Here is a 17,918-nt window from a genome sequence, read left to right on the forward strand (position 1 = left end):
GGGAGCAAGAATGCATCAACACCATCAAGACGGCCAGATCGCGACCTGGCTGGGCGAACGTCAGGCAAGCACCTACGCGGACGGACGCCGTTGCGACGAGATAGGCTATCTCCAGTGCAAGTTGATCCTGAAGCCTGACCGTTTCACCTCGGCGCACGTCTTCAAGGAGTTCGCGGCCCTGGTACAGCGCGCCGCCGAGACGACCGGCGTCGGCTTCCAGCATACGCCGAAGTTCATGCAGCGGCCCGAGGTGCGCGAGGTCCTGTTCCTCGATACCGGCGCCTATCACCTCTACAACAATGCCTTCATCGTCCGCCGGCGCATCGCCTATCAGGACGGCTTCGCCATCGGCGATCCGGAGATCGTCTTCAAGTACCGCAGCGACGACATGGTAAAGGCGCAGGCGCTGGACGTGCGGCCGCGCATCGATGGCAAGTACAAGATCAAGTTCAAGCTCGAGGTCATGCCGCTCAAGGAGAAGATCGGCGGCCTGCGGCGATTGCTGTCCCACAACGTCGAGTTTGGCCTCAGCCAGGCACCAGAGGCAGCTCGCATCGTCATGTCGTCGCTCGGCCACATGTCGCTGCCCGAACTCACCAAGATCTTCCCGGCCCTCTCGTCGATCTCGTGCGATGGGCCGGATGACGTCTCGCTGGTCAACCAGACCATCGTCGAGGAACTGCTGCAGGACATCTGCACGCTGGACTTCGGACATCACACGGCCGCGACGGCCAATCTCGGCCTGTGGCGTGCACGCGGCGACCATCATGCCTTCGTCGGCGAGTTCGCCTTCCAGCTCCGCTTCACCGGGCCGGAAGACATCAGCCACAAGGCGCTGAACCACTGCGAGCAGTTCTTCCTCGAACTGCAGCAGGTGGCCGGCGACTGGCTCGCCCTCACCACGACCAAGACCGGCGCGGTGTACCGCCTCAAGGGTAATCCGCCGCAAGCCCACGAATGAGCGACGCCGAAGCTGCACCTCCGCCGCCGTCCCTCGGAAAGCTCTTTTGGGTCTTCCTGGTGATGGGCGCGACCAGCCTGGGCGGCGGCGTCGTCGCCTATCTGCGCACCGGGCTCGTCGTTCGCCAGCGTTGGCTCGACGACCTCACCTTCGTCGAGTTGCTGTCGATCAGCCAGACCCTGCCCGGCCTCAATGCCACCAACATGTCGATCCTGGTCGGCGACAGGTTGCGCGGCGGCATGGGGGCGCTGGTCGCCACGCTCGGCATGTGTCTGCCCGGCGCCATCCTGATGACGGGCGCGGCCTTCGCCTACGGCATCGGTGGCGATGATCCCTGGTCGAAGGCGTTCCTACATGGGATCGCCGCCGGCGCGGTCGGGCTGATCGTCGTGGTGATGGTCCAGCTCGGCGCCAAGGTGCTGAAGACGCCGGCCGATTACCTGTTCGTTGCCGCGACGGCTGCCGCCGTGGCGTTCTTCAAAGTGTCCGTGCCCATCGTCCTGCTCGCCGCCGGCGCAATCGCGATCTGGTGGCACAGGCCGCGCGACCGGGATTCCAAGGGGGATCCCAAGTGAAGCAGCTCTGGGATCTCGCCGGCGTCTTCGCTTATCTGTCGCTGCTGACTGTCGGCGGCGGCATGGCCGCCTTCCCCGAACTCAAGGAACTCACGGTCAACACCTATCACTGGGTGACCTTCCCGGAGCTCCTGCATTTCTACAGCCTTGGGCAGCTCTCGCCCGGGCCCAACATGATGATGGTGGCGTCGATCGGCGCCGTGGTGGGTCACATCCCGGGGGCGATCGTCGCTCTGGTGGCCTTCTTCCTGCCGACCGGCCTGCTCACCTTCGCCGTGGGCCGCCTGTGGACGCATCTGGCGACCTGGCGCTGGCGGCCGGCGATCCAGACCGGCCTCGGCTCCGTCGCCGTCGGCCTGGTGCTGGCCGGCGCCATCATCATGGGAATGGGCGCCATCACCGATGTCTTCTACGGCGCCATCGGCCTCGCAGTCTTCCTGCTGCTGTGGCGGACCAAGATCAATCCCGCCTACCCGATCATCGCTTCCGGCCTGATCGGCATAGGGATGCACTATTTCGGCTTGAGCTGATCTACTTCAGGTTGGCCGTTTCCTGGGGCGTGCCCTCGCAGCTCGAGCGGGACACGCCGATGGCGACCACCTTGTCGTCCACCGCAAGGCAGCCGTTGCGCCAATTGCCCGAGAGCGTGACGCCGTTCAGGCTCACCGTGCCGGGACCGTTCGGAACGTCCTTGGCATAGGTGCCTTCGAACCAGTCGGTGGCGTTCCAGCTATAGCGGCCGGGGCCTTCGCGCCGGCCATTGCGATAGGTGCCTTCGAAGCGATCGATCAGCGAGCCGTGTTCGGTCCACTGCACGACGCCCTGCCCCTCCTTCAGAGCACCGCGACAGGAGCCGGTCCAGCTCGCCTTGTCGTCGAGATCGGGATGCCAGTCCCACATGCGGCAGCCGATGCCCGGTTCGAACAGCCAGTTGCCCTTTTCGCACGGTGCATCCCAACTGATCTGGACGGGATCTGGTTCGTCGACAGCGCAATCCATCTTTGCCGCAGCAGACTGGATCTGTTGCGCAGCCACCGGAAGAACCGTCAACATCAGAGCTGACGATATGAGTACAGGAAAGATTCTCACGACACCCCTCAACGGCCCCCTCGACCGTCGAAATGGAACGCGGTACGCCATGGAGAGTTGCCCCGGTCTGAGGCCGAATCATGGAGGCAGTGGGGCATTTTTGCGCTTGAGGCGACTCGCCAGCAATAACCCTCGAGGATAGGAGAACCAGTCCATGAGTCAGGGTCAAGCGGAGGCGATTGCCGCCGCAATAGGGGATGTTTACAGCGAGAAGAACGAAGGCGGCATGCTCTGCTGCACTCTCGAAGCGGTGAATGCCGACGGCCTGGATGTATCCATTCAGGTCATGGCGGAAACCATCAATCTGGCGCCCTACCCCTATGCCGACGATCCGCTCAGCCGCCTGGAATTGAGCGGCGCGCTCGAGACTCTGCATGATCTCGACCTCGCGCTGGTCGATTGGGACGCCAACGCCTTTGCCACCGTCGGCACCGGCGGCAACCAGCCCGAGGCGATTGCGCGTCTGGTCGACGAAACCTTCCTGAAGGTCATGGGCTGCGCCCCTGGCTATGCGTTCAAGGTGTCGACCGAGGATCTCAGCTGAGACGGCGTGCAACGTTAGGAGCCGAACCGCATTACTGAGGGGCATCCGTAACGCCGAGGAGTGCCTCCCATGAAACTCGTCCCCCTGACAGCCATCGCCCTCCTGGCGTCCACGTCGATCGTGATAGCGCAAACAGGGAGCCCATCCGGCACGTCGACGACACCGTCGGTACCGCCTGCCGGTATGCCCGGCACGGCGCAAAGCGCCACCTCTGCACGCACGCAAATCGAAGCCAGCGGCTACACCAATATCAAGGACCTGAAACGCCAGGACGACGGCTCCTGGCGTGCGCGCGCGACCAAGAACAACGAGGAAGTCGCCATCGCTGTCGACTCCACCGGCAACGTCACGCAGATGACGCGATAGAATAAAGCGCCGTTCAATCCCCCACAGCCAGCCATGCTATGATCGCAGGCATGGCATGGCTCGTTGGCGGTCTAATTCTCTTTCTCGGCGTCCATACGCTCGGAACATTGCGCGGCACCCGAGCCGCCCTCATCGGCCGATTGGGTGAAGGTCCCTACAAGGGCCTGTATTCGCTCGTCTCGCTCGCCGGGCTTGTCCTGATCGTCGTCGGCTTCGGCGCGTATCGCAGCGCGGGCTACGTCCAGGCCTGGAACCCGCCCTTCGCGATCTTCCATCCGATCGCCCTGTTCCTGCTGTGGTTCGCTTTCGTGGCGCTGGTTTCGGCCTATTCACCGCCCAGCCGGATCAAATCCCTGCTGCGCCATCCGATGCTGGTCGCCGTCAAGGCCTGGGCGCTGTCGCATCTGCTGGTGAACGGCGATCTCGGCTCCATGATCCTGTTCGGTGGGCTGCTGATCTGGGCGGTATACGATCGCATTTCCCTCAAGCGGCGCGGCGATGCCGGCGCCGCACAGGTCGGTTGGTCGAAGAACGATGCATTGGTGCTTCTGCTCGGAACGGCGGCCTATGTCCTCATGTTCTGGCTGCACGACACTCTGATAGGCGTGGCAGCAGCTTGAGGTCGTATTGTTGGCTTCGGGCGCAACCCCGTGCTAGCTTCGCGCCCCTATTGCGCGATGTGACAGTGTGCTGAATACCTACCGACTGGACAATCCCGAGACGGACGAGACACTCGTCCTCGATCGGGGGTCGTACGTCTGGGGCGCACTGGGCGGTCCGCTCTACCTTCTCGCCAAGGGCCTCTACGCGCTGGCCATCGTGATGCTCCTGGTCATGCTGGTGATCGCCGGCGGCGCCGTCGTCGGCCTCACCGTCTCCGTCTACCTGTTCGATGCGTCGATGACCGGCCTGATCGTCATGCTTGCGATCGTGACCGGCGCCCTGGTGGTGAATGGCATGGTCGCCGTCGGCCTCGCCCGCTACGGCTACCGGCGCAGAGGCTGGCACGAGCAGCGATCTTAATGGTGGGCATGGTGATGCCCGCCGCCGAACCGGTCGATATGTAGCGGTTGCTTGGCGAGCCCCGGACAGAACGTTCCCACCACTTTTTCCAATCTATCGTAGAGCGCCTTCGCCGGACCACGCCCCCTGGCCAGCCGCTCGCGCGCCTTCTCCGCCTGCTTCGCTATCTGGGCGAGATCGACGGTCAGGAGCTTGCGATTTTCGACCACCATACGGCCGCCGATCATCACCGAATGAACGGCCGAGCCGTCTTCGGTGTGCACGATCTGGTTGGTCGGGTCGTTGAACGGAATCCAGTTCACGTGGCCGAGGTCGAGGAACACGATATCGGCCTTGTAGCCCGCTTCGAGCTTGCCGATACGGTCCCCCAGTCCCAGAGCCTGCGCACTGCCGGCGGTCGCCGCCTGCAGCGCCTCGTCCGTCGAGATCCAGTTCTGCCGGTCCGGCCCCTGCACCTTCGAGACCATCGAGGCGAGACGCATGTTCTCGTACATGTTCTGATTGTCCGAGCAGCTCGCACCGTCGGTACCGATGCCGACATTCACCTTGGCATCGAGCATGCCGCGCATGTCGGCCATGCCGTTACCCAACAGCATGTTAGAGCCGGGGTTGTGCGAGACCGAGGCGCCGCGATCGCCCAGCAGCTTCATGTCGTCACCGTCGAGCCATACGCCGTGCGCGACCGTGAAGTCGGGCCCGATAAGTCCGAGCGAATCCATGTACGCGGTGAGCGAGCTGCCGTAGAGCTGGTAACCCGCGATCACCTGGACCTTCGACTCCGCGACATGGCTGTGCAGGCCGGTGCCGTAGTCTTTCGAAAGCTTCAGGCAGGCCAGCAGGAATTCGCGGCTGCAATGATGCGGGATGGTCGGCGCCACCGCGAGATGTACGCCCTTCGATCCGAGCTTCCAGCCGTGCAGCGCCTTCTTCATCTGCGATACGCTCGCCTTGTAAGGCGCCAGGCGATAGCGCTCGACTTCCTTCTGCAGTGCCGGTGACAGGCGCTCCATCAGGCCGGGAATGGCCTCGAAGAAACTGGTATCGGCCACCATCGGCGCCAAGGTCGCGCGCATGCCGATATCGGCATAGGCCTGGCCGATTGCCGCCAGCCCTTCGGCCGTCGGCATGGGAAACTCAGCCGCGAGATCGTACGCCGCCGTGCATCCTTTCAGCACCATTTCGGCCGCGCCGATCAGGCTCGATAAGTATTTGTCTTCCAGCGTACGCGCACCACTCATGTAAGGACTGGCGGTCAGCAACAGTTCGAGCGTGATGCGATCCATCATGCCTTTGGCGAGATTGCCGTGACTGTGCGTATGGCCGTTGACCAGTCCGGGCTGCAGCAATCGGTCGCGTGCGTCGATCAGCGTCGCGGTCGCCGGTGCCGCAAGGCCGGGCTTGCCGATCTCGAGGATCGTGTCGCCCTTTATGAGGATGTCAGCCTTTGGTGCAGCGTGGCGCTTGATATCGAGCACACGACCACCGCGAACCACCGTCATTGCTGCCTTCGCCATTTCGCTCGTCCTCCCTCATGCGGTGCGCTGCCGAACACTCTCCTAGCATGGACCACGCTCGATTCGTCGGTGGCAATTTTCGATGCAACGCCCTCGCGCGACGTGGCGTTGATCCTGCGCAAGCCCACCCTCTCGCTTGCTCGAACAGAGGACGACCGACATGAAGACCACTCTCGTCACTCTCGCCCTGATCGCAGCCACTGGCGTCAGCAGCGCCGTCTACGCCCAAACGACAACGCAGCCCGGCACACCGAGCGCACCGACCGGCACAACGACGATGCCTCGGACCGAAAGTCCAACCGTGAAGCCGATTGCCAGCGAGGCCGCGGCAAAGGCCGCGCTCGAAGCCAAGGGCTATAGCGGCGTGAAGCAGCTCAAGCGCGACAACGCCGGCAACTGGAGCGGCAAGGCGATGAAGAACAACGCCGAAATTGCCGTGATGCTCGACACGACAGGCAGGATTCGCGAGCAGTAGGCGCCACACCCTCTGCACGCGAACGGCGGGGCGCCCTGCGTAAGTTGGGCGTCCCGTTTTCGCGCGTTTGCTTCTTTTTGCGCATCTGGAAGACAGGCCGGGACGTCCCATATGAGTCCCATGCGCCTCCTTCCGATGTCCGCCACTTTAGTGGCCATGGTCGTGGCCACCGGGGCAGCTTTCGCCCAGCTCCCGCCGGGTTCGATCGGCAATGCCGGCCGTATGCCCGATACGATGTCGCCGGGTGCCTTGCCGCCGCCCCCGACCCCGCCGGCTGCGCCCGTGATGGCGCCGCCAGCCCCCTATCCCAGCACGCAATCGATGACGCGCGATCGCATCCAGAGCCAGGACTACAAGGTCCAGCGCCTGCAGCAGCGTCCCGATGGCTCATGGAAGGCCGATGTCACGCGCGATGCCGTACCGACGCGGCCCCAGGGCGTGCCGAAGAAGATCACCATCCTGCCCAACGGGCAGATGATCGAGGAATGGTGATCGCCTCGCCAGACCTGCGCGCCTCAGACCTGGAAGAGCAGGAACCCGCCGATACCGACGACAGCCAGGCCGGCGCCGAATTTGCGGAAGAAGCGAACGGATTGCATGGTCAGCAAGCGTTCGCCGAACGAAGCTGCTAGTTCCTCGTTCGATCGGCTCGCCTTCGCTTCGACCTGACGCGCCGGAAAGCCCGGCGAGAGTTCGTCGCCCACGGCAGCATCGGTGTCCAGCTCGACCAATGTCCAGATGAACCACATTATGAGGCCGGCGACGCCCACACCGATAAAGCCGACATAGGCCACGGTCGCAACGACGGCGACAGAGATGAGAAACCAGAGGCTGAGCGCAACAGCTGTGAGGATGGATCTGCCTGACATGCACGATCCCCTGATGGTCGTGCAATCTTACAGCTCATGGCCGGAGCAGGCCAGCCGTGCCGGCTGCTACTGACCCGGCTTGATGCCGGCGTCCTTGATCACTTTGGCCCATTTCGGGATATCGGCGGCGATGGCTGCCCGGGTTTCCTCGGGCGTGCTGCCGACCAGATCGAGGCCCATGGCGGCAATCTTCTTCTTGAGCTCAGGATCGGCCAGCGCTTTCAGCGATTCCGCCCGCACCTTGTCGACGATCGGCTTGGGCAGCCCGGCCGGCCCTAAAAGCGCGAACCACGACGTCGCCTCGAAGCCCGGAAAGCCCTGCTCCGCCAGCGTGGGCAGATCGGGCGCCGAGGAGGTGCGCTTCAGCGACGTGACCGCGATGCCGCGCACGCGGCCGTCGCGCACCAACGGCATGGCTGCGCCGGCGTTCTGGATACCCAGAGGCACGACGCCGCTCATCACGTCGGTGAGATTGGCCCCGCGGTAAGGGATGTGTTCCATCTTGATTCCGGCGAGATGGGCGAACAGCTCACCCGCGATATGCTGCGGCGTCCCCACTCCCGGCGTGCCGTAGGAGAGCTTGCCCGGATTGGCCTTGGCGTAGGCGATCAGCTCGGCGATCGACTTCACCGGCAGATCGTTGTTCACCACAAAGACCGATGGCATGACCAGCGAGGTCGAAATCGGCGTCAGGTCCTTCAACGGATCGAAAGGCAATGCCTGCATGCTGGGCAGGATGGTGATGGCGGCATTGCCCGACCACATCAACGTGTAGCCGTCGGGCGTGGCCTTGGCGACGCGATCGACGCCGATGGCGCCGGAGTTGCCCGTAACGTTCTCGACCACCACCGGCTGGCCCCACGCTTCGGTGAATTTCTGTGCAAACAGGCGTGCGGTGACATCTGTGGCGCTGCCGGCGGTGAAGCCGACCACCAGCTTCACGGGCTTCTCGGGCCAGTTGGTTTGCGCTGCCGCGTGCTGGACGAGACCAAATGCCAACAGGCAGCCCGCGAGTGCGCGGACGATCGAATGCATCGGTAGTTCCTCCCAGGCGTTATTTATCGCCGTTCGGCATCAGGCTATGGGATAGAGGATCACCGATCCAGTGTGGGGAAGAATGACCATGCGCAGAGCGACCGTTCGTTTCCTCTTCCTGCCTTTGGCTCTCGCTGCGGTCGCCTGCCACGACGGTCCGCCGATCAAGGCGCCCGCGCCCGACCAGCCGATCTCGACCGTCCGCTACACCTGCCAGCAGAACAAGACGATCGTCGCCGACTACTTCGATGGGCCTTCACGTACGGCGCCGAACGGTCAGCCGATCCCCGGCGGCCGCGTCGCGATTTCGCTGAGTGATGGGCGGAAACTCAACCTGCCGCAGACCCTGTCGGGCTCGGGCATTCGCTACGCCAATGCGGACGAATCGTTCGTATTCTGGAGCAAGGGCAACACCGCCTTCGTCGAGGAAGGCAAGGCGATGACCTATGCCGGCTGCGTCGCCGCCAAAAGCTAGCGACGCCCTGCCAGAGCGCGGTTTTCGAGACGGCTGAGCAGTCGGACCAGCGGCCAGAGGATCAGGAAGTAGATCACGGCCGCCATGACGATCGGCGTCGGATTGTAGGTGAGGCTCTGGGCCTGCCGCGCTTCGTAGAGCAGTTCCGGCACGGCGACGACGCTGCCGAGCGAGGTGAGCTTCACCACTTCCAGGGTGTTCGACAGCAGGTCAGGCAACACGTTGCGCACCGCCTGAGGCAGCACGACATAGCGCATCGCCTGCATGCGGCTGAGGCCCGTGGAGCGCGCCGCCTCGACCTGTCCATTCGGCACGGAGTCGATGCCGGCCCGGAAGATTTCGCCGTAGTAGGAACCGGTGTTGAGGAAGAACGCGATCGCCACGCAGGCAAAGCCGCCCAGTTCCAGCCCGGCAAAGGGCAGGCCCGCGAACAGCAGGACCAGCAGCACCAGCGGCGGGAAGGCGCGGAAGAAATCGACCCAGGCCATCAGCGGCCAGCGCACCAGCGGATGACGGATCGACGCCAGCAGCGCCAGGATCAGTCCGCCGAACAGGCCGAGCGGCACCACGATCAGCGACAGCAGGATGGTGTTCCACAGGCCCGACATCACGATCGGCCAGGCTGCGACGATGATGTCTAGATTGAAGAAGGTCTGGATCATGGTGTCGCCCTCACCGCTTCCAGGCGAACTTGGTTTCGATCCAGCGGGCAGCGACGACCACCGGGAAGAACAACACGATGTAGGCAGCAGCGCCCATCATCAGCGGCGACGGATTGTAGGAGTTCGACACGGCCGAACTCGCCTGCCCCAGTATCTCGGTGACGGCGACGACTGTGCCCAGCGCCGTGCCCTTGGTGATGGCGATGGTACGGTTGGTGAGCGGCGGGATGGTGAGCCGGAAGGCCTGCGGCAGGATCACGTTGAACAAAGTCTGACCATAGGACAGGCCGGTCGAACGCGAGGCTTCCCATTGCCCGCGCGGGATCGACGTGATGCCGGCCCAGAAGATCTCCTCGGAGAAGGCCATCAGCACCAAAGCGAGCGACAGCCAGGTCGAGACGAAGCCGGAAGGTGACGGGCCGGCATAGGGCAGCCCGAAATACATCAGGACGATGATCACCAGCGGCGGCAGCGACCGGAACAGGTCGACGATGAAGATGATCAACCAGTTCAACGGCCGGATGCCGAGCGAGCGCAGCAGCGCCAGTGCAAGGCCCGCCCCCAGGCCGGTGACGACGATCAGGAGCGCGAGCTCGATCGTGACCACCATCCCCGACAGGATGTCCGGCAGGTACTTCGCCATGACCTTCGCGTTGAAGAAGGTCTCGACGAAACGGTCCCAACCACCCATCAGTGTCTCTGGATCTGCCCGATGAACGCCCGCGTGCGTTCGTGAGCCGGGTTCTCGAAGATGGCGGCCGGCGGCCCCTGCTCCACGATCAGCCCGTCATCCATGAACACCACGCGATCCGCGGCATTGCGGGCGAAGCCCATCTCGTGACTGACTACGATCATGGTCATGCCGGTTTCACGCAACGACCGCATGACCTCCAGCACCGAGCCTACCAGCTCGGGATCGAGCGCACTGGTCGGCTCGTCGAACAGCATGACCCTGGGCTCGAGCGCGATCGACCGCGCGATGGCGACCCGCTGCTGCTGGCCGCCGGAGAGCTGGCCCGGCGTATGGTCGGCGCGGTCGGCGAGCCCGACCCGCTCCAGCGCCTTGCGCGCCAGCGTATCAGCTTCGGCGCGGCTTTTGCCGGCCACCTTGCGCAGCGCCAGGGTCACGTTGCCCAGCGCCGTCATGTGCGGATAGAGATTGAAGGACTGGAACACCATGCCGATGCGTTGACGCGCATGGTTGATGTCGGTCTTCGGGTCGAGCATATCGATGCCGTCGACCACGACCGAACCGGAGGAAGGCTCCTCCAGCCGGTTGAGGCAACGCAGCAAGGTCGACTTGCCCGAGCCCGACGGCCCGATGACGAACACCAGCTCGCGTTCATCCACCTGGAGATCGACCCCCTTCAGGACATGAAGGGGGCCGAAATGCTTGTGGATGCCGCGGGCCTCTACAATGTGCTTCTGAACCATCGGCTCGGATCAGCCGCCGCACTTCAGTTCGTGCGGCGTCGGATCGTAGCCCGGCATGCCCGGCACGCCGTAGCCCGGCGTGATCACCACGGCGAGATCGTCGGCCTCGGGCTTCTTGCCGAACCACTTCTCGGCCATCTTGGCGATGGTGCCGTCCTTCTTCATGCAATCGAGTGCATCCTGGAGCTCGGCACGAAGCTGCGGATTGTTCTTCGGCACGGGGGCCGCCCAATGCGCGCGCGTCTCCTTGAGCTCGAGATCGGCGACGAACTGCGGGTTCTTCGAGGCGGCGTAGACGATCGTCGTGTTGCCGCCCAAGGTGGCGTAGGCACGGCCCGAGAGCACGGCCTGCGTCGCGTCGGGCTGCGTGTCGTAGACCTGCACGGTGAAGCCGTGCTTCTCGCCCATCTCCTTGGCGAGCTTCTCGTAGGGCGTGCCCTTGTTGACGGCGACCGCCTTGCCCTTGAGGTCTTCCCAGCCCTTGATCGGCGCGCTGCCCTTCTTGATGCCGAACTGGAAAGACGTCCAGATATAGCCCGCCGTGAACAGCATGTTCTCGGCCCGCTCCTTGGTCACCGTCGTCGGCGCGGCAATGAAATCGTAGCGGCCGGCCTGCATGCCCGGGATCAGGGTCGAGAAGCTCACGGCGTCGATGACGATCTCACGCTTCATGCGCTTGGCGACCTCGTTGAAGAGGTCGATCTGGAACCCCTCGATGCCGCCGCCCAGCTTGGGCATGGCGTGCGGCGCGAAGGTGCCGTCGACGCCGGTGCGCAACGGCGGTTTCTTGTCCTGCGCCAGCGCCGGGCTTGCTGAGATCAGCGCCACGACAGCGAGCGCGACCAAACGACGATTCAACATTTCGAATGCCTCCCTTCCCATTTTTCCAGGCCATTTTCCCCAGGCGGCGACGTTAGATCAGCCATTGTTGAATAGCAATTTAGAGGCCATCTTCGGCGCCATGCCCGACCCCAGATCCGACCGTATCCTGGTCATCAACCCCAACTCCACCGAAGCCGTAACCAAAGGCATCGATGCCACGATGGAACCGCTGCGCATAAAGGGCGGCCCGGCCATCGAGTGCGTCACCCTGAAGGAAGGTCCGCCTGGCATCGAGAACCAGGCGCATGTCGAACAGGTCGTCGGACTGATCGGCGAGATGGTCAAGAAACGCGACAACGATTGCTCGGCCTTCGTCATCGCCTGCTACTCCGATCCCGGCCTGCATGCGGCACGCGAACTGACGCTGAAGCCGGTCCTCGGCATCGCCGAGTGCGGCATCCTGACAGCGCTCACGCTCGGACAGCGCTTCGGCGTGATCTCCATCCTGCGGAAGTCGATTCCGCGCCACCTGCGCTATGTCGGGCAGATGGGCCTGAACGACCGCATGGCCGGCGATCGCGCGATCGGGCTCGGCGTCGTCGAACTCAGTGACGAGGCGCGCACCTTCAGCCGCATGGCCGAAGTCGCCGCCGAGCTGCGCGACGAGGACGGAGCCGATGTGCTGGTCATGGGTTGCGCCGGCATGGCGCGTTACCGCGACCGCCTGCAGCGCCATGTCGGCCTCCCCGTCGTCGAGCCCAGCCAGGCCGCCGTCTCCATGGCGATCGGGCGGACAAGGTTGGCCTGGGGCTAGCGTAGTTTGAGTGAGGGTCCTTGACGCCGTCGCACCAGCATGAGTTTTCACGGCTCGACACTTTCACGGATCCCGCGGCATTCGCCTTCGAGCAATCGAAGCTGGCGTCGATCTGGACCTTTCTCGGTCTTGCCAGTGACCTGCCCAACGACAACGACTGGTTCCGCACGTCACTGGCCTCGCGCTCGGTCTTCGTGCAGCGCTTCGGCAAGCAGCTGCGTGCTTTCGAGAATGTCTGCGCTCATCGCTCGTTTCCTCTGCGCAACGCCGACAAGGGAAATGGCCCTGTCGTCTGTGGCTTCCATCACTGGCAATACGATCGGGAAGGTCGGGCCGTCGGAATCCCACAATGCCGCCAGCTGTTCGGCAAGACGCCGCACGAACTCAACGCCCGGCTGACCGAAGTCGAGATTGCCCTCTGCGGCGACTTCATCTTCGGCCGGTTCCGCGGCCTCGGTACAAGTGAAACGCTCGAGCAGTATCTCGCCGAAGGCTTCCCCATCCTGGAGGCCATGTCGGGAGGGCAAAGCAAGCGGCGTTCGATCAAAAAGATCAGTGAAAGCCAACTGGAAGTTCTGCCATCAGATCAATCTCGACGACTATCACATCGTTGCCGTCCATCCCGGCACGCTCGGCAAGCAGGGATACCTGAAGCCCGAAAGATGAGCTACTTCCGTTTCGGACCGCACAGCGCCTACTTCACCACGCCCGACCGCACGGCGCTGGAGACGATGGCGACGGAATGCCGGGCGGGCGAATGGCGTTCGGCAGACTTCCGGTTGTTCCAGATGTTTCCCAATTTCATCGTCGCCCATTTCATGGTCGATCACGGCTTCTGGTATGTGGTCGTGCTGCAGCATGTGGCGGAGGGGCCGGATCGCACGACCATGCGCAGCTGGTTCTATCCCGCTCCCTTTCCGGCAGACCGCAGCCCGCTCAAACGCTGGACCATGCGTTTGACGGAGCTGGTACGTCCTCACCTGGTGGGACTGGCCCTGCGTCATGTGCAGCGCCAAGACCATGCCGTCTGCGAAAACCACCAGACTGTCGCCCACCAGATGCCCGGGAAGCGGCGAGCCGGCGCCTTCGAAGAGCGAGCCGTCTGGTTCGAGGAAGCCTATAGAGAAGCGATGGCGCGCGGCGAGGCGTTGGCCTGAACCGCGAGAACGCTCATTCCGCCGCCTTGGCTTTCACGACAGGCGCTGCCGGGAACTCCATGCGGTCGTCGGTACGGCAGTAGCGGTCGGCGAACATGCGACCGACCGGGTGGTACTTGTCCATGTGGACGCGCATCGCCTTGGGGTCCCACAGTTCGTCGCGGATGTGGAAGCGCAGCCCCTCGCCGATCACGAGCTGGCGGTCGTCCTTGACGTTGATGACCTGCCAGGTCTTGCACTCCATCGACCACGGCGCATCGGCCAGCCGCGGCACCTTGACGTCGACCGACGGCGCGAGCTTCAGGCCGAGATAGTCGGGCTCACCCACGTTCGGCGGAAAGTCGCCGCTCGACTCGTGCATCACTCGCGCCAGCGGCTCGTCGGTCAGGTTGACCACGAATTCGCCCGTGCGCTCGATGTTCGTCCAAGTGTCCTTGATCCGCCCGTCCGGCCGCTTGTTGATGGCGAACATGCAGAGCGGCGGGTCTTCGGCGAAGACATTGAAGAAGCTGAAGGGCGCGGCGTTGACGATGCCGGTCGGCCCCAGCGTGGTCACCCAGGCGATGGGCCGCGGCAGCACGAAGGCGGTCAGTATCTTGTAGCGATCGTGATGGTTCACGTCGTCGACGGCGTATTGCATGTCAGTTACTCGGCTCCACTTTGACGCCGGCACGCTCGGAGATCAGCTTGTAGTGCTCCGGCCGGCGGTGTTTGGCGAAGTTGAAGGTGGTGTTGCGGATGTACTCGCCGAGCGACAGGTCGCAATCGTAGGAGATGACCTCGTCCTCCTCGGTCGTGCCCTTGGCGACGACTTCGCCAGTCGGCGCCACGATCACCGAGCCGCCGTGCAGCCAGAAGCCGTCTTCCTTGCCGGCCTTGGCGGTGGCCACGACCCAGATGCCGTTCTGGTAGGCCGCGGCCTGCAGCGAGAGCATGTGATGGAACACGCGCAGGTACGGCGGCTCGTGCGGCGCATAGACGTTGTCGCTCGGCGTGTTGTAGCCCAGCACGACCATCTCGGCGCCCTTCAGGCCCATGACGCGGAAGGTCTCGGGCCAGCGCCGGTCGTTGCAGATGCACTGGCCGACGATCACGTCGTCCTTGAACATCTTCCAGACGTTGAAGCCGAAGTCGCCGACCTCGAAGTATTTCTTCTCGAGATGCTGGTATGGCACGTTCGGGCGATGATCGTCGTGGCCCGGCAAATGGACCTTGCGGTACTTGCCGACGAGCCGGCCGTCGGGCCCGACCAGGATCGAGGTATTGAAGTGGTGCGGCTTGCCGCCTTCCTCAGTGCGCTCGGCATAGCCCAGGTAGAAGCCGATGCCCTTGGAGCGCGCCAGCTCGAACAGCGGCAGCGTCTCCGGGCTCGGCATCTGGCTCTCGAAGTACTTCTCGACTTCGTTCGGGTCTTCCATCCAGTAGCGCGGGAAGAAGGTCGTGAGCGCGAGTTCGGGGAACACCACGAACTTCGAGCCACGCGAGTCGGCCTCCTTCAGCATCTCCATCATGCGCTTGACCACGCTTGCGCGGCTATCGGCACGATGGATTGGCCCGAGCTGGGCGGAAGAGACCTTCAGACGACGGGACACGTTCTTCTCTCCTCTAAAACAGCGGCTTCAGGCCGAAGCGGGACATGGCCTGCAGTTCGGGCGCAGTCTGACCCTGCGGCTTGGCGGAATCGGGCGACGCGCAGGGCAGGAACTGGCCCGAGCCGCGCTCGGCATTGAGTTTACCGTCTTCGACCACGACCCGGCCACGGCTCACGACGGTGATCGGCCAGCCCTTGAGCTGACGGCCTTCGTAAGGGCTGTAGCCGACATTGTCGTGCAGGTCCGCCCAGCGGACCGTGACGTCCTTGTCGGCGTCCCAGATGGCGAAGTCGGCGTCGGAGCCGACGGCGATCGTGCCCTTCTTCGGATAGAGGCCGTAGAGCTTGGCGTGGTTGGCCGAAGTCAACGCCACGAACTGCTGCAGGGTGATACGGCCCTTCTGCACGCCCTCGGAGAAAAGGATCGGCAACCGGATCTCCAGACCCGGCACGCCATTGGCCATCTCCTTGAAGGTGGTCTTGTCACCTTTGGGGATCTTGCCCTTTTCGTTGAACTGATAGGGCGCATGATCCGACGAGAAGGTCTGGAAGGTCCCATCCTTCAGTGCGGCCCACACGGCTTCCTGTGCTTCCGAATCGCGCGGCGGCGGGCTGCAGCACCACATGGCGCCTTCGACACCGGGCTTGTCCATGTCGTCGGCAGTGAGCGCGATGTACTGCGGACAGGTCTCGCCGAAGATCTTCAGGCCCTTCTTCTGCGCCTGACGCAGCGTCTCGATCGCCTCGATCTCCGACATGTGCACCAGCAGCAGTGGCGCATCGACCAGCCGCGCCAGCGAGATCGCACGGTTGGTCGCCTCGGCTTCGGCGACTCGCGCATGGGCAATGGCATGGAACTTCGGCGCACCATGGCCCTGCTCGATCAGGTGATGCGCCAGCCACTGGATCATGTCGTGGTTCTCGGCGTGCACCATGACCAGCGCACCGTCCCGGCGGGCGAGCGCCAGGATGTCCAGGATCTGGTAGTCGCTGACCTTCATCGCATCGTAGGTCATGTAGATCTTGAACGAGGTATAGCCGTCCCTGATCAGCGCCGGCAGCTCCTGCCCCAGCACCTGCTCCGTGGGATCGGTGACGATCAGATGGAAGGCGTAGTCGATCACCGCCTTGGGCGTCGCGGCCTCATGATAGTCCTTCACCACCTGGCGCAGTGACATGCCGCGATGCTGGGCCGCGAAGGGAATCACGGTGGTGGTGCCGCCAAAAGCGGCGGAGACGGTGCCGGAGTAGAAATCGTCGGCGCACATGATGCCGAAGCCCGACTTCTGTTCGATGTGGCAATGGCTGTCGACGCCGCCCGGCAGGACGAATTTGCCGCCGGCATCGATCTCGCGCGTGCCTTTGCCCTTGATATCGGGACCGATCTCGACGACCTGCCCGCCCTTGACGGCGATGTCGCCCTCGGTCTGGCGTTCGGCGGTAACGATCTTGGCGTTGCGGACGATGAGGTCGAAGTCGGCCATGTCCCTACTCCGCCGCCTTGGGCAAACGGCCTGCGCTGGCCAATCGCCTTTCGAGGCGTGCGATCAAGGAGTCGAGTTCGGTCTTGTCGGTCGCGGTCAGCGACGAGCCGGGCGCACGCTGCTTCGGGCTCTTGATCGCGCCGCGGCGGAACAGGACTTCCTTGCGAAGCGCCAGGCCTATTGCCGGCTGCACCTCGTGGCGCACGAGCGGCAGATAAATGTCGAACAGATCCTCCGCCTCCTCGGGCTTGCCCTTGGCGAAGAGGTCGTAGACCTGCACCAGCATCTCCGGCCAGGCGAAGCCCGTCATGGCGCCGTCGGCGCCGCGCCGCATCTCCTGCGGATAGTAGATGCCGCCATTGCCGACCAGGATCGAAACGCGGCGGCGGCCCGGCTTCTTCTCGCCCTCGCGAATGCGGGTGAGCTTGGCGAGGCCGGGCGCATCCTCGTGCTTCAGCATGACGAGCTGCTTGAAGTCGTCGACCAGCCGCTCAAACACGTTGGCCGGCAGATAGACGCCGGTGGTTTGCGGATAGTCCTGGTAGACGACCGGAATGTCGGGACCCAGCGCCTGGAAGACCTGCGCATAGTAATTGTAGATGCCGTCGTCGCCCTTGAGGCCCGGCGGAGGTGCCACCATCACGCCCGCGGCGCCCGCGATCATCGCCTCATGCGAGAGACGACGCACATTCTCGAGTCCGGCATGGCTCACGCCCACGATCACCTGGCGGCCCTGCGCGCGGCCGATCACGCGATTGACGACGGAGATCGATTCTTCGGCCGTGAGCTTGTGCGCCTCGCCCATCATGCCGAGCAGGGTGAATCCATGTACGCCGCAGCCCAAATAAAAATCGGTCAACGTATCGACGCTCTGCAAATCGAGCGCACCATCGTCGGTAAACGGCGTCGCCGCGATGATGAAAACGCCTTTTGCCTGCTCATTCAGCTTGTTTGACGACATGGTCGACGCTCCTCGGCGCGCTTCTTGCAGCGATCATGCCACCCGCGGGGCGCTTGTCGAGCATCGT

25 protein-coding genes and 1 pseudogene are annotated in these 17,918 nt (G+C 63.9%); 14 read left to right on the plus strand and 12 right to left on the minus strand.

Annotated features, from left to right (window positions below; all coding sequences use genetic code 11):
• Positions 1-10 precede the first annotated feature (10 nt).
• Genes EPO50_RS06660 through EPO50_RS06670 form a run of 3 tightly spaced genes read left to right on the plus strand, consistent with a single transcriptional unit; the run spans position 11 to position 2,066 of the window.
• Complete coding sequence (locus tag EPO50_RS06660) at positions 11-961, plus strand: hypothetical protein (RefSeq protein ID WP_296342205.1); 951 nt, start codon at positions 11-13, stop codon at positions 959-961.
• Complete coding sequence (locus tag EPO50_RS06665; RefSeq protein WP_296342208.1) at positions 958-1,536, plus strand: chromate transporter; 579 nt, start codon at positions 958-960, stop codon at positions 1,534-1,536. The genes EPO50_RS06660 and EPO50_RS06665 overlap by 4 nt, the downstream gene beginning before the upstream one ends.
• On the plus strand, positions 1,533-2,066 hold the full coding sequence (locus tag EPO50_RS06670) for a chromate transporter (RefSeq protein WP_296342209.1): 534 nt from the start codon (positions 1,533-1,535) through the stop codon (positions 2,064-2,066). The genes EPO50_RS06665 and EPO50_RS06670 overlap by 4 nt, the downstream gene beginning before the upstream one ends.
• Before the next feature lies 1 nt (position 2,067).
• Here EPO50_RS06670 and EPO50_RS06675 read toward each other — a convergent pair whose 3' ends face one another.
• Complete coding sequence (locus tag EPO50_RS06675) at positions 2,068-2,589, minus strand: hypothetical protein (protein ID WP_296342212.1); 522 nt, start codon at positions 2,587-2,589, stop codon at positions 2,068-2,070.
• A gap of 190 nt (positions 2,590-2,779) precedes the next feature.
• Between EPO50_RS06675 and EPO50_RS06680 the strand changes: the two genes are divergently transcribed.
• From EPO50_RS06680 to EPO50_RS06695, 4 genes are all read left to right on the plus strand, one after another.
• On the plus strand, positions 2,780-3,169 hold the full coding sequence (locus tag EPO50_RS06680; protein WP_296342214.1) for a hypothetical protein: 390 nt from the start codon (positions 2,780-2,782) through the stop codon (positions 3,167-3,169).
• 69 nt (positions 3,170-3,238) lie between these two features.
• On the plus strand, positions 3,239-3,535 hold the full coding sequence (locus EPO50_RS06685; protein WP_296342216.1) for a hypothetical protein: 297 nt from the start codon (positions 3,239-3,241) through the stop codon (positions 3,533-3,535).
• A 50-nt stretch (positions 3,536-3,585) separates the two neighbouring features.
• Positions 3,586-4,155 carry an NnrU family protein gene (locus EPO50_RS06690; protein WP_296342217.1) on the plus strand — a complete coding sequence of 190 codons (570 nt, stop codon included), beginning with the start codon at positions 3,586-3,588 and terminating at the stop codon, positions 4,153-4,155.
• A 67-nt stretch (positions 4,156-4,222) separates the two neighbouring features.
• Positions 4,223-4,558, plus strand: coding sequence for a hypothetical protein (locus EPO50_RS06695; RefSeq protein ID WP_296342221.1), 336 nt, complete (start codon positions 4,223-4,225; stop codon positions 4,556-4,558).
• On the opposite strand, the gene EPO50_RS06700 is transcribed toward EPO50_RS06695, so the two are convergent.
• The gene (locus EPO50_RS06700; RefSeq protein ID WP_296342223.1) at positions 4,555-6,072 is read right to left on the minus strand and encodes an amidohydrolase family protein; all 1,518 of its coding nucleotides are present in this window, start codon (positions 6,070-6,072) and stop codon (positions 4,555-4,557) included. The two genes, EPO50_RS06695 and EPO50_RS06700, sit on opposite strands and share 4 nt — an antisense overlap.
• Positions 6,073-6,232: 160 nt before the next feature.
• On the opposite strand from EPO50_RS06700, the gene EPO50_RS06705 reads away from it, so the two are divergent.
• Both EPO50_RS06705 and EPO50_RS06710 read left to right on the plus strand, forming a co-directional pair.
• Positions 6,233-6,547 carry a hypothetical protein gene (locus tag EPO50_RS06705; protein ID WP_296342225.1) on the plus strand — a complete coding sequence of 105 codons (315 nt, stop codon included), beginning with the start codon at positions 6,233-6,235 and terminating at the stop codon, positions 6,545-6,547.
• Positions 6,548-6,682: 135 nt separating this feature from the next.
• Positions 6,683-7,039: a hypothetical protein gene (locus EPO50_RS06710; RefSeq protein WP_296342227.1), complete on the plus strand. Its 357-nt coding sequence runs from the start codon at positions 6,683-6,685 to the stop codon at positions 7,037-7,039.
• A 23-nt stretch (positions 7,040-7,062) separates the two neighbouring features.
• Here the strand turns inward: EPO50_RS06710 and EPO50_RS06715 are convergent, their stop codons facing one another.
• Together EPO50_RS06715 and EPO50_RS06720 are read right to left on the minus strand one after the other, a co-directional pair.
• Positions 7,063-7,416, minus strand: coding sequence for a hypothetical protein (locus EPO50_RS06715; RefSeq protein WP_296342228.1), 354 nt, complete (start codon positions 7,414-7,416; stop codon positions 7,063-7,065).
• Positions 7,417-7,482: 66 nt separating this feature from the next.
• Positions 7,483-8,451: a tripartite tricarboxylate transporter substrate binding protein gene (locus EPO50_RS06720; protein WP_296342230.1), complete on the minus strand. Its 969-nt coding sequence runs from the start codon at positions 8,449-8,451 to the stop codon at positions 7,483-7,485.
• Positions 8,452-8,539: 88 nt separating this feature from the next.
• On the opposite strand from EPO50_RS06720, the gene EPO50_RS06725 reads away from it, so the two are divergent.
• Positions 8,540-8,926 (plus strand): MliC family protein, encoded by a 387-nt coding sequence (locus tag EPO50_RS06725; RefSeq protein ID WP_296342232.1) that lies wholly within the window; start codon positions 8,540-8,542, stop codon positions 8,924-8,926.
• Here the strand turns inward: EPO50_RS06725 and EPO50_RS06730 are convergent.
• The 4 genes from EPO50_RS06730 to EPO50_RS06745 are packed head-to-tail and all read right to left on the minus strand — an operon-like array spanning position 8,923 to position 11,883.
• The gene (locus EPO50_RS06730) at positions 8,923-9,588 is read right to left on the minus strand and encodes an amino acid ABC transporter permease (RefSeq protein ID WP_296342234.1); all 666 of its coding nucleotides are present in this window, start codon (positions 9,586-9,588) and stop codon (positions 8,923-8,925) included. The genes EPO50_RS06725 and EPO50_RS06730 overlap by 4 nt on opposite strands.
• 10 nt (positions 9,589-9,598) lie before the next feature.
• The gene (locus EPO50_RS06735; protein WP_296342236.1) at positions 9,599-10,279 is read right to left on the minus strand and encodes an amino acid ABC transporter permease; all 681 of its coding nucleotides are present in this window, start codon (positions 10,277-10,279) and stop codon (positions 9,599-9,601) included.
• Positions 10,279-11,022, minus strand: a complete 744-nt coding sequence (locus tag EPO50_RS06740) for an amino acid ABC transporter ATP-binding protein (RefSeq protein WP_296342238.1) — start codon at positions 11,020-11,022, stop codon at positions 10,279-10,281. Before EPO50_RS06740 ends, EPO50_RS06735 begins: the two co-directional genes overlap by 1 nt.
• Positions 11,023-11,031: 9 nt before the next feature.
• Positions 11,032-11,883 (minus strand): transporter substrate-binding domain-containing protein, encoded by an 852-nt coding sequence (locus tag EPO50_RS06745; RefSeq protein ID WP_296342240.1) that lies wholly within the window; start codon positions 11,881-11,883, stop codon positions 11,032-11,034.
• A gap of 100 nt (positions 11,884-11,983) precedes the next feature.
• On the opposite strand from EPO50_RS06745, the gene EPO50_RS06750 reads away from it, so the two are divergent.
• From EPO50_RS06750 to EPO50_RS06760, 4 genes and pseudogenes are all read left to right on the plus strand, one after another.
• Entirely contained in the window at positions 11,984-12,658 is a 675-nt protein-coding gene (locus EPO50_RS06750) for an aspartate/glutamate racemase family protein (RefSeq protein ID WP_296342242.1), read from the plus strand.
• 20 nt (positions 12,659-12,678) lie between these two features.
• Positions 12,679-12,960, plus strand: a pseudogene (locus EPO50_RS31505) (Rieske 2Fe-2S domain-containing protein); the annotation flags it as partial.
• A gap of 253 nt (positions 12,961-13,213) precedes the next feature.
• Positions 13,214-13,324: a hypothetical protein gene (locus EPO50_RS31510; protein ID WP_367268032.1), complete on the plus strand. Its 111-nt coding sequence runs from the start codon at positions 13,214-13,216 to the stop codon at positions 13,322-13,324.
• Entirely contained in the window at positions 13,321-13,815 is a 495-nt protein-coding gene (locus EPO50_RS06760) for a hypothetical protein (RefSeq protein WP_296342246.1), read from the plus strand. Before EPO50_RS31510 ends, EPO50_RS06760 begins: the two co-directional genes overlap by 4 nt.
• Before the next feature lie 13 nt (positions 13,816-13,828).
• On the opposite strand, the gene EPO50_RS06765 is transcribed toward EPO50_RS06760, so the two are convergent.
• The 4 genes from EPO50_RS06765 to EPO50_RS06780 are packed head-to-tail and all read right to left on the minus strand — an operon-like array spanning position 13,829 to position 17,851.
• Positions 13,829-14,455, minus strand: coding sequence for a flavin reductase family protein (locus tag EPO50_RS06765; protein WP_296342248.1), 627 nt, complete (start codon positions 14,453-14,455; stop codon positions 13,829-13,831).
• 1 nt (position 14,456) lies between these two features.
• On the minus strand, positions 14,457-15,407 hold the full coding sequence (locus tag EPO50_RS06770; RefSeq protein WP_296342250.1) for an N-carbamoyl-D-amino-acid hydrolase: 951 nt from the start codon (positions 15,405-15,407) through the stop codon (positions 14,457-14,459).
• 13 nt (positions 15,408-15,420) lie between these two features.
• On the minus strand, positions 15,421-16,890 hold the full coding sequence (hydA, locus tag EPO50_RS06775) for a dihydropyrimidinase (RefSeq protein WP_296342252.1): 1,470 nt from the start codon (positions 16,888-16,890) through the stop codon (positions 15,421-15,423).
• 4 nt (positions 16,891-16,894) lie between these two features.
• Positions 16,895-17,851, minus strand: a complete 957-nt coding sequence (locus EPO50_RS06780; protein ID WP_296342254.1) for a dihydrodipicolinate synthase family protein — start codon at positions 17,849-17,851, stop codon at positions 16,895-16,897.
• Positions 17,852-17,918 lie beyond the last annotated feature (67 nt).

The organism is Reyranella sp., assembly GCF_004297405.1.
Lineage (GTDB): Bacteria > Pseudomonadota > Alphaproteobacteria > Reyranellales > Reyranellaceae > Reyranella.

Coding starts and splice junctions, on each gene's coding strand:
- EPO50_RS06710 (WP_296342227.1), top strand. CDS start 6,683: ATGTCCGCCACTTTAGTGGCCATGGTCGTGGCCACCGGGGCAGCTTTC.
- EPO50_RS06730 (WP_296342234.1), bottom strand. CDS start 9,588: ATGATCCAGACCTTCTTCAATCTAGACATCATCGTCGCAGCCTGGCCG.
- EPO50_RS06660 (WP_296342205.1), top strand. CDS start 11: ATGCATCAACACCATCAAGACGGCCAGATCGCGACCTGGCTGGGCGAA.
- EPO50_RS06720 (WP_296342230.1), bottom strand. CDS start 8,451: ATGCATTCGATCGTCCGCGCACTCGCGGGCTGCCTGTTGGCATTTGGT.
- hydA (WP_296342252.1), bottom strand. CDS start 16,890: ATGGCCGACTTCGACCTCATCGTCCGCAACGCCAAGATCGTTACCGCC.
- EPO50_RS06740 (WP_296342238.1), bottom strand. CDS start 11,022: ATGGTTCAGAAGCACATTGTAGAGGCCCGCGGCATCCACAAGCATTTC.
- EPO50_RS06685 (WP_296342216.1), top strand. CDS start 3,239: ATGAAACTCGTCCCCCTGACAGCCATCGCCCTCCTGGCGTCCACGTCG.
- EPO50_RS06665 (WP_296342208.1), top strand. CDS start 958: ATGAGCGACGCCGAAGCTGCACCTCCGCCGCCGTCCCTCGGAAAGCTC.
- EPO50_RS06760 (WP_296342246.1), top strand. CDS start 13,321: ATGAGCTACTTCCGTTTCGGACCGCACAGCGCCTACTTCACCACGCCC.
- EPO50_RS06750 (WP_296342242.1), top strand. CDS start 11,984: ATGCCCGACCCCAGATCCGACCGTATCCTGGTCATCAACCCCAACTCC.
- EPO50_RS06700 (WP_296342223.1), bottom strand. CDS start 6,072: ATGGCGAAGGCAGCAATGACGGTGGTTCGCGGTGGTCGTGTGCTCGAT.
- EPO50_RS06715 (WP_296342228.1), bottom strand. CDS start 7,416: ATGTCAGGCAGATCCATCCTCACAGCTGTTGCGCTCAGCCTCTGGTTT.
- EPO50_RS06780 (WP_296342254.1), bottom strand. CDS start 17,851: ATGTCGTCAAACAAGCTGAATGAGCAGGCAAAAGGCGTTTTCATCATC.
- EPO50_RS06680 (WP_296342214.1), top strand. CDS start 2,780: ATGAGTCAGGGTCAAGCGGAGGCGATTGCCGCCGCAATAGGGGATGTT.
- EPO50_RS06725 (WP_296342232.1), top strand. CDS start 8,540: ATGCGCAGAGCGACCGTTCGTTTCCTCTTCCTGCCTTTGGCTCTCGCT.
- EPO50_RS06675 (WP_296342212.1), bottom strand. CDS start 2,589: ATGTTGACGGTTCTTCCGGTGGCTGCGCAACAGATCCAGTCTGCTGCG.
- EPO50_RS06735 (WP_296342236.1), bottom strand. CDS start 10,279: ATGGGTGGTTGGGACCGTTTCGTCGAGACCTTCTTCAACGCGAAGGTC.
- EPO50_RS06690 (WP_296342217.1), top strand. CDS start 3,586: ATGGCATGGCTCGTTGGCGGTCTAATTCTCTTTCTCGGCGTCCATACG.
- EPO50_RS06765 (WP_296342248.1), bottom strand. CDS start 14,455: ATGCAATACGCCGTCGACGACGTGAACCATCACGATCGCTACAAGATA.
- EPO50_RS06745 (WP_296342240.1), bottom strand. CDS start 11,883: ATGTTGAATCGTCGTTTGGTCGCGCTCGCTGTCGTGGCGCTGATCTCA.
- EPO50_RS06705 (WP_296342225.1), top strand. CDS start 6,233: ATGAAGACCACTCTCGTCACTCTCGCCCTGATCGCAGCCACTGGCGTC.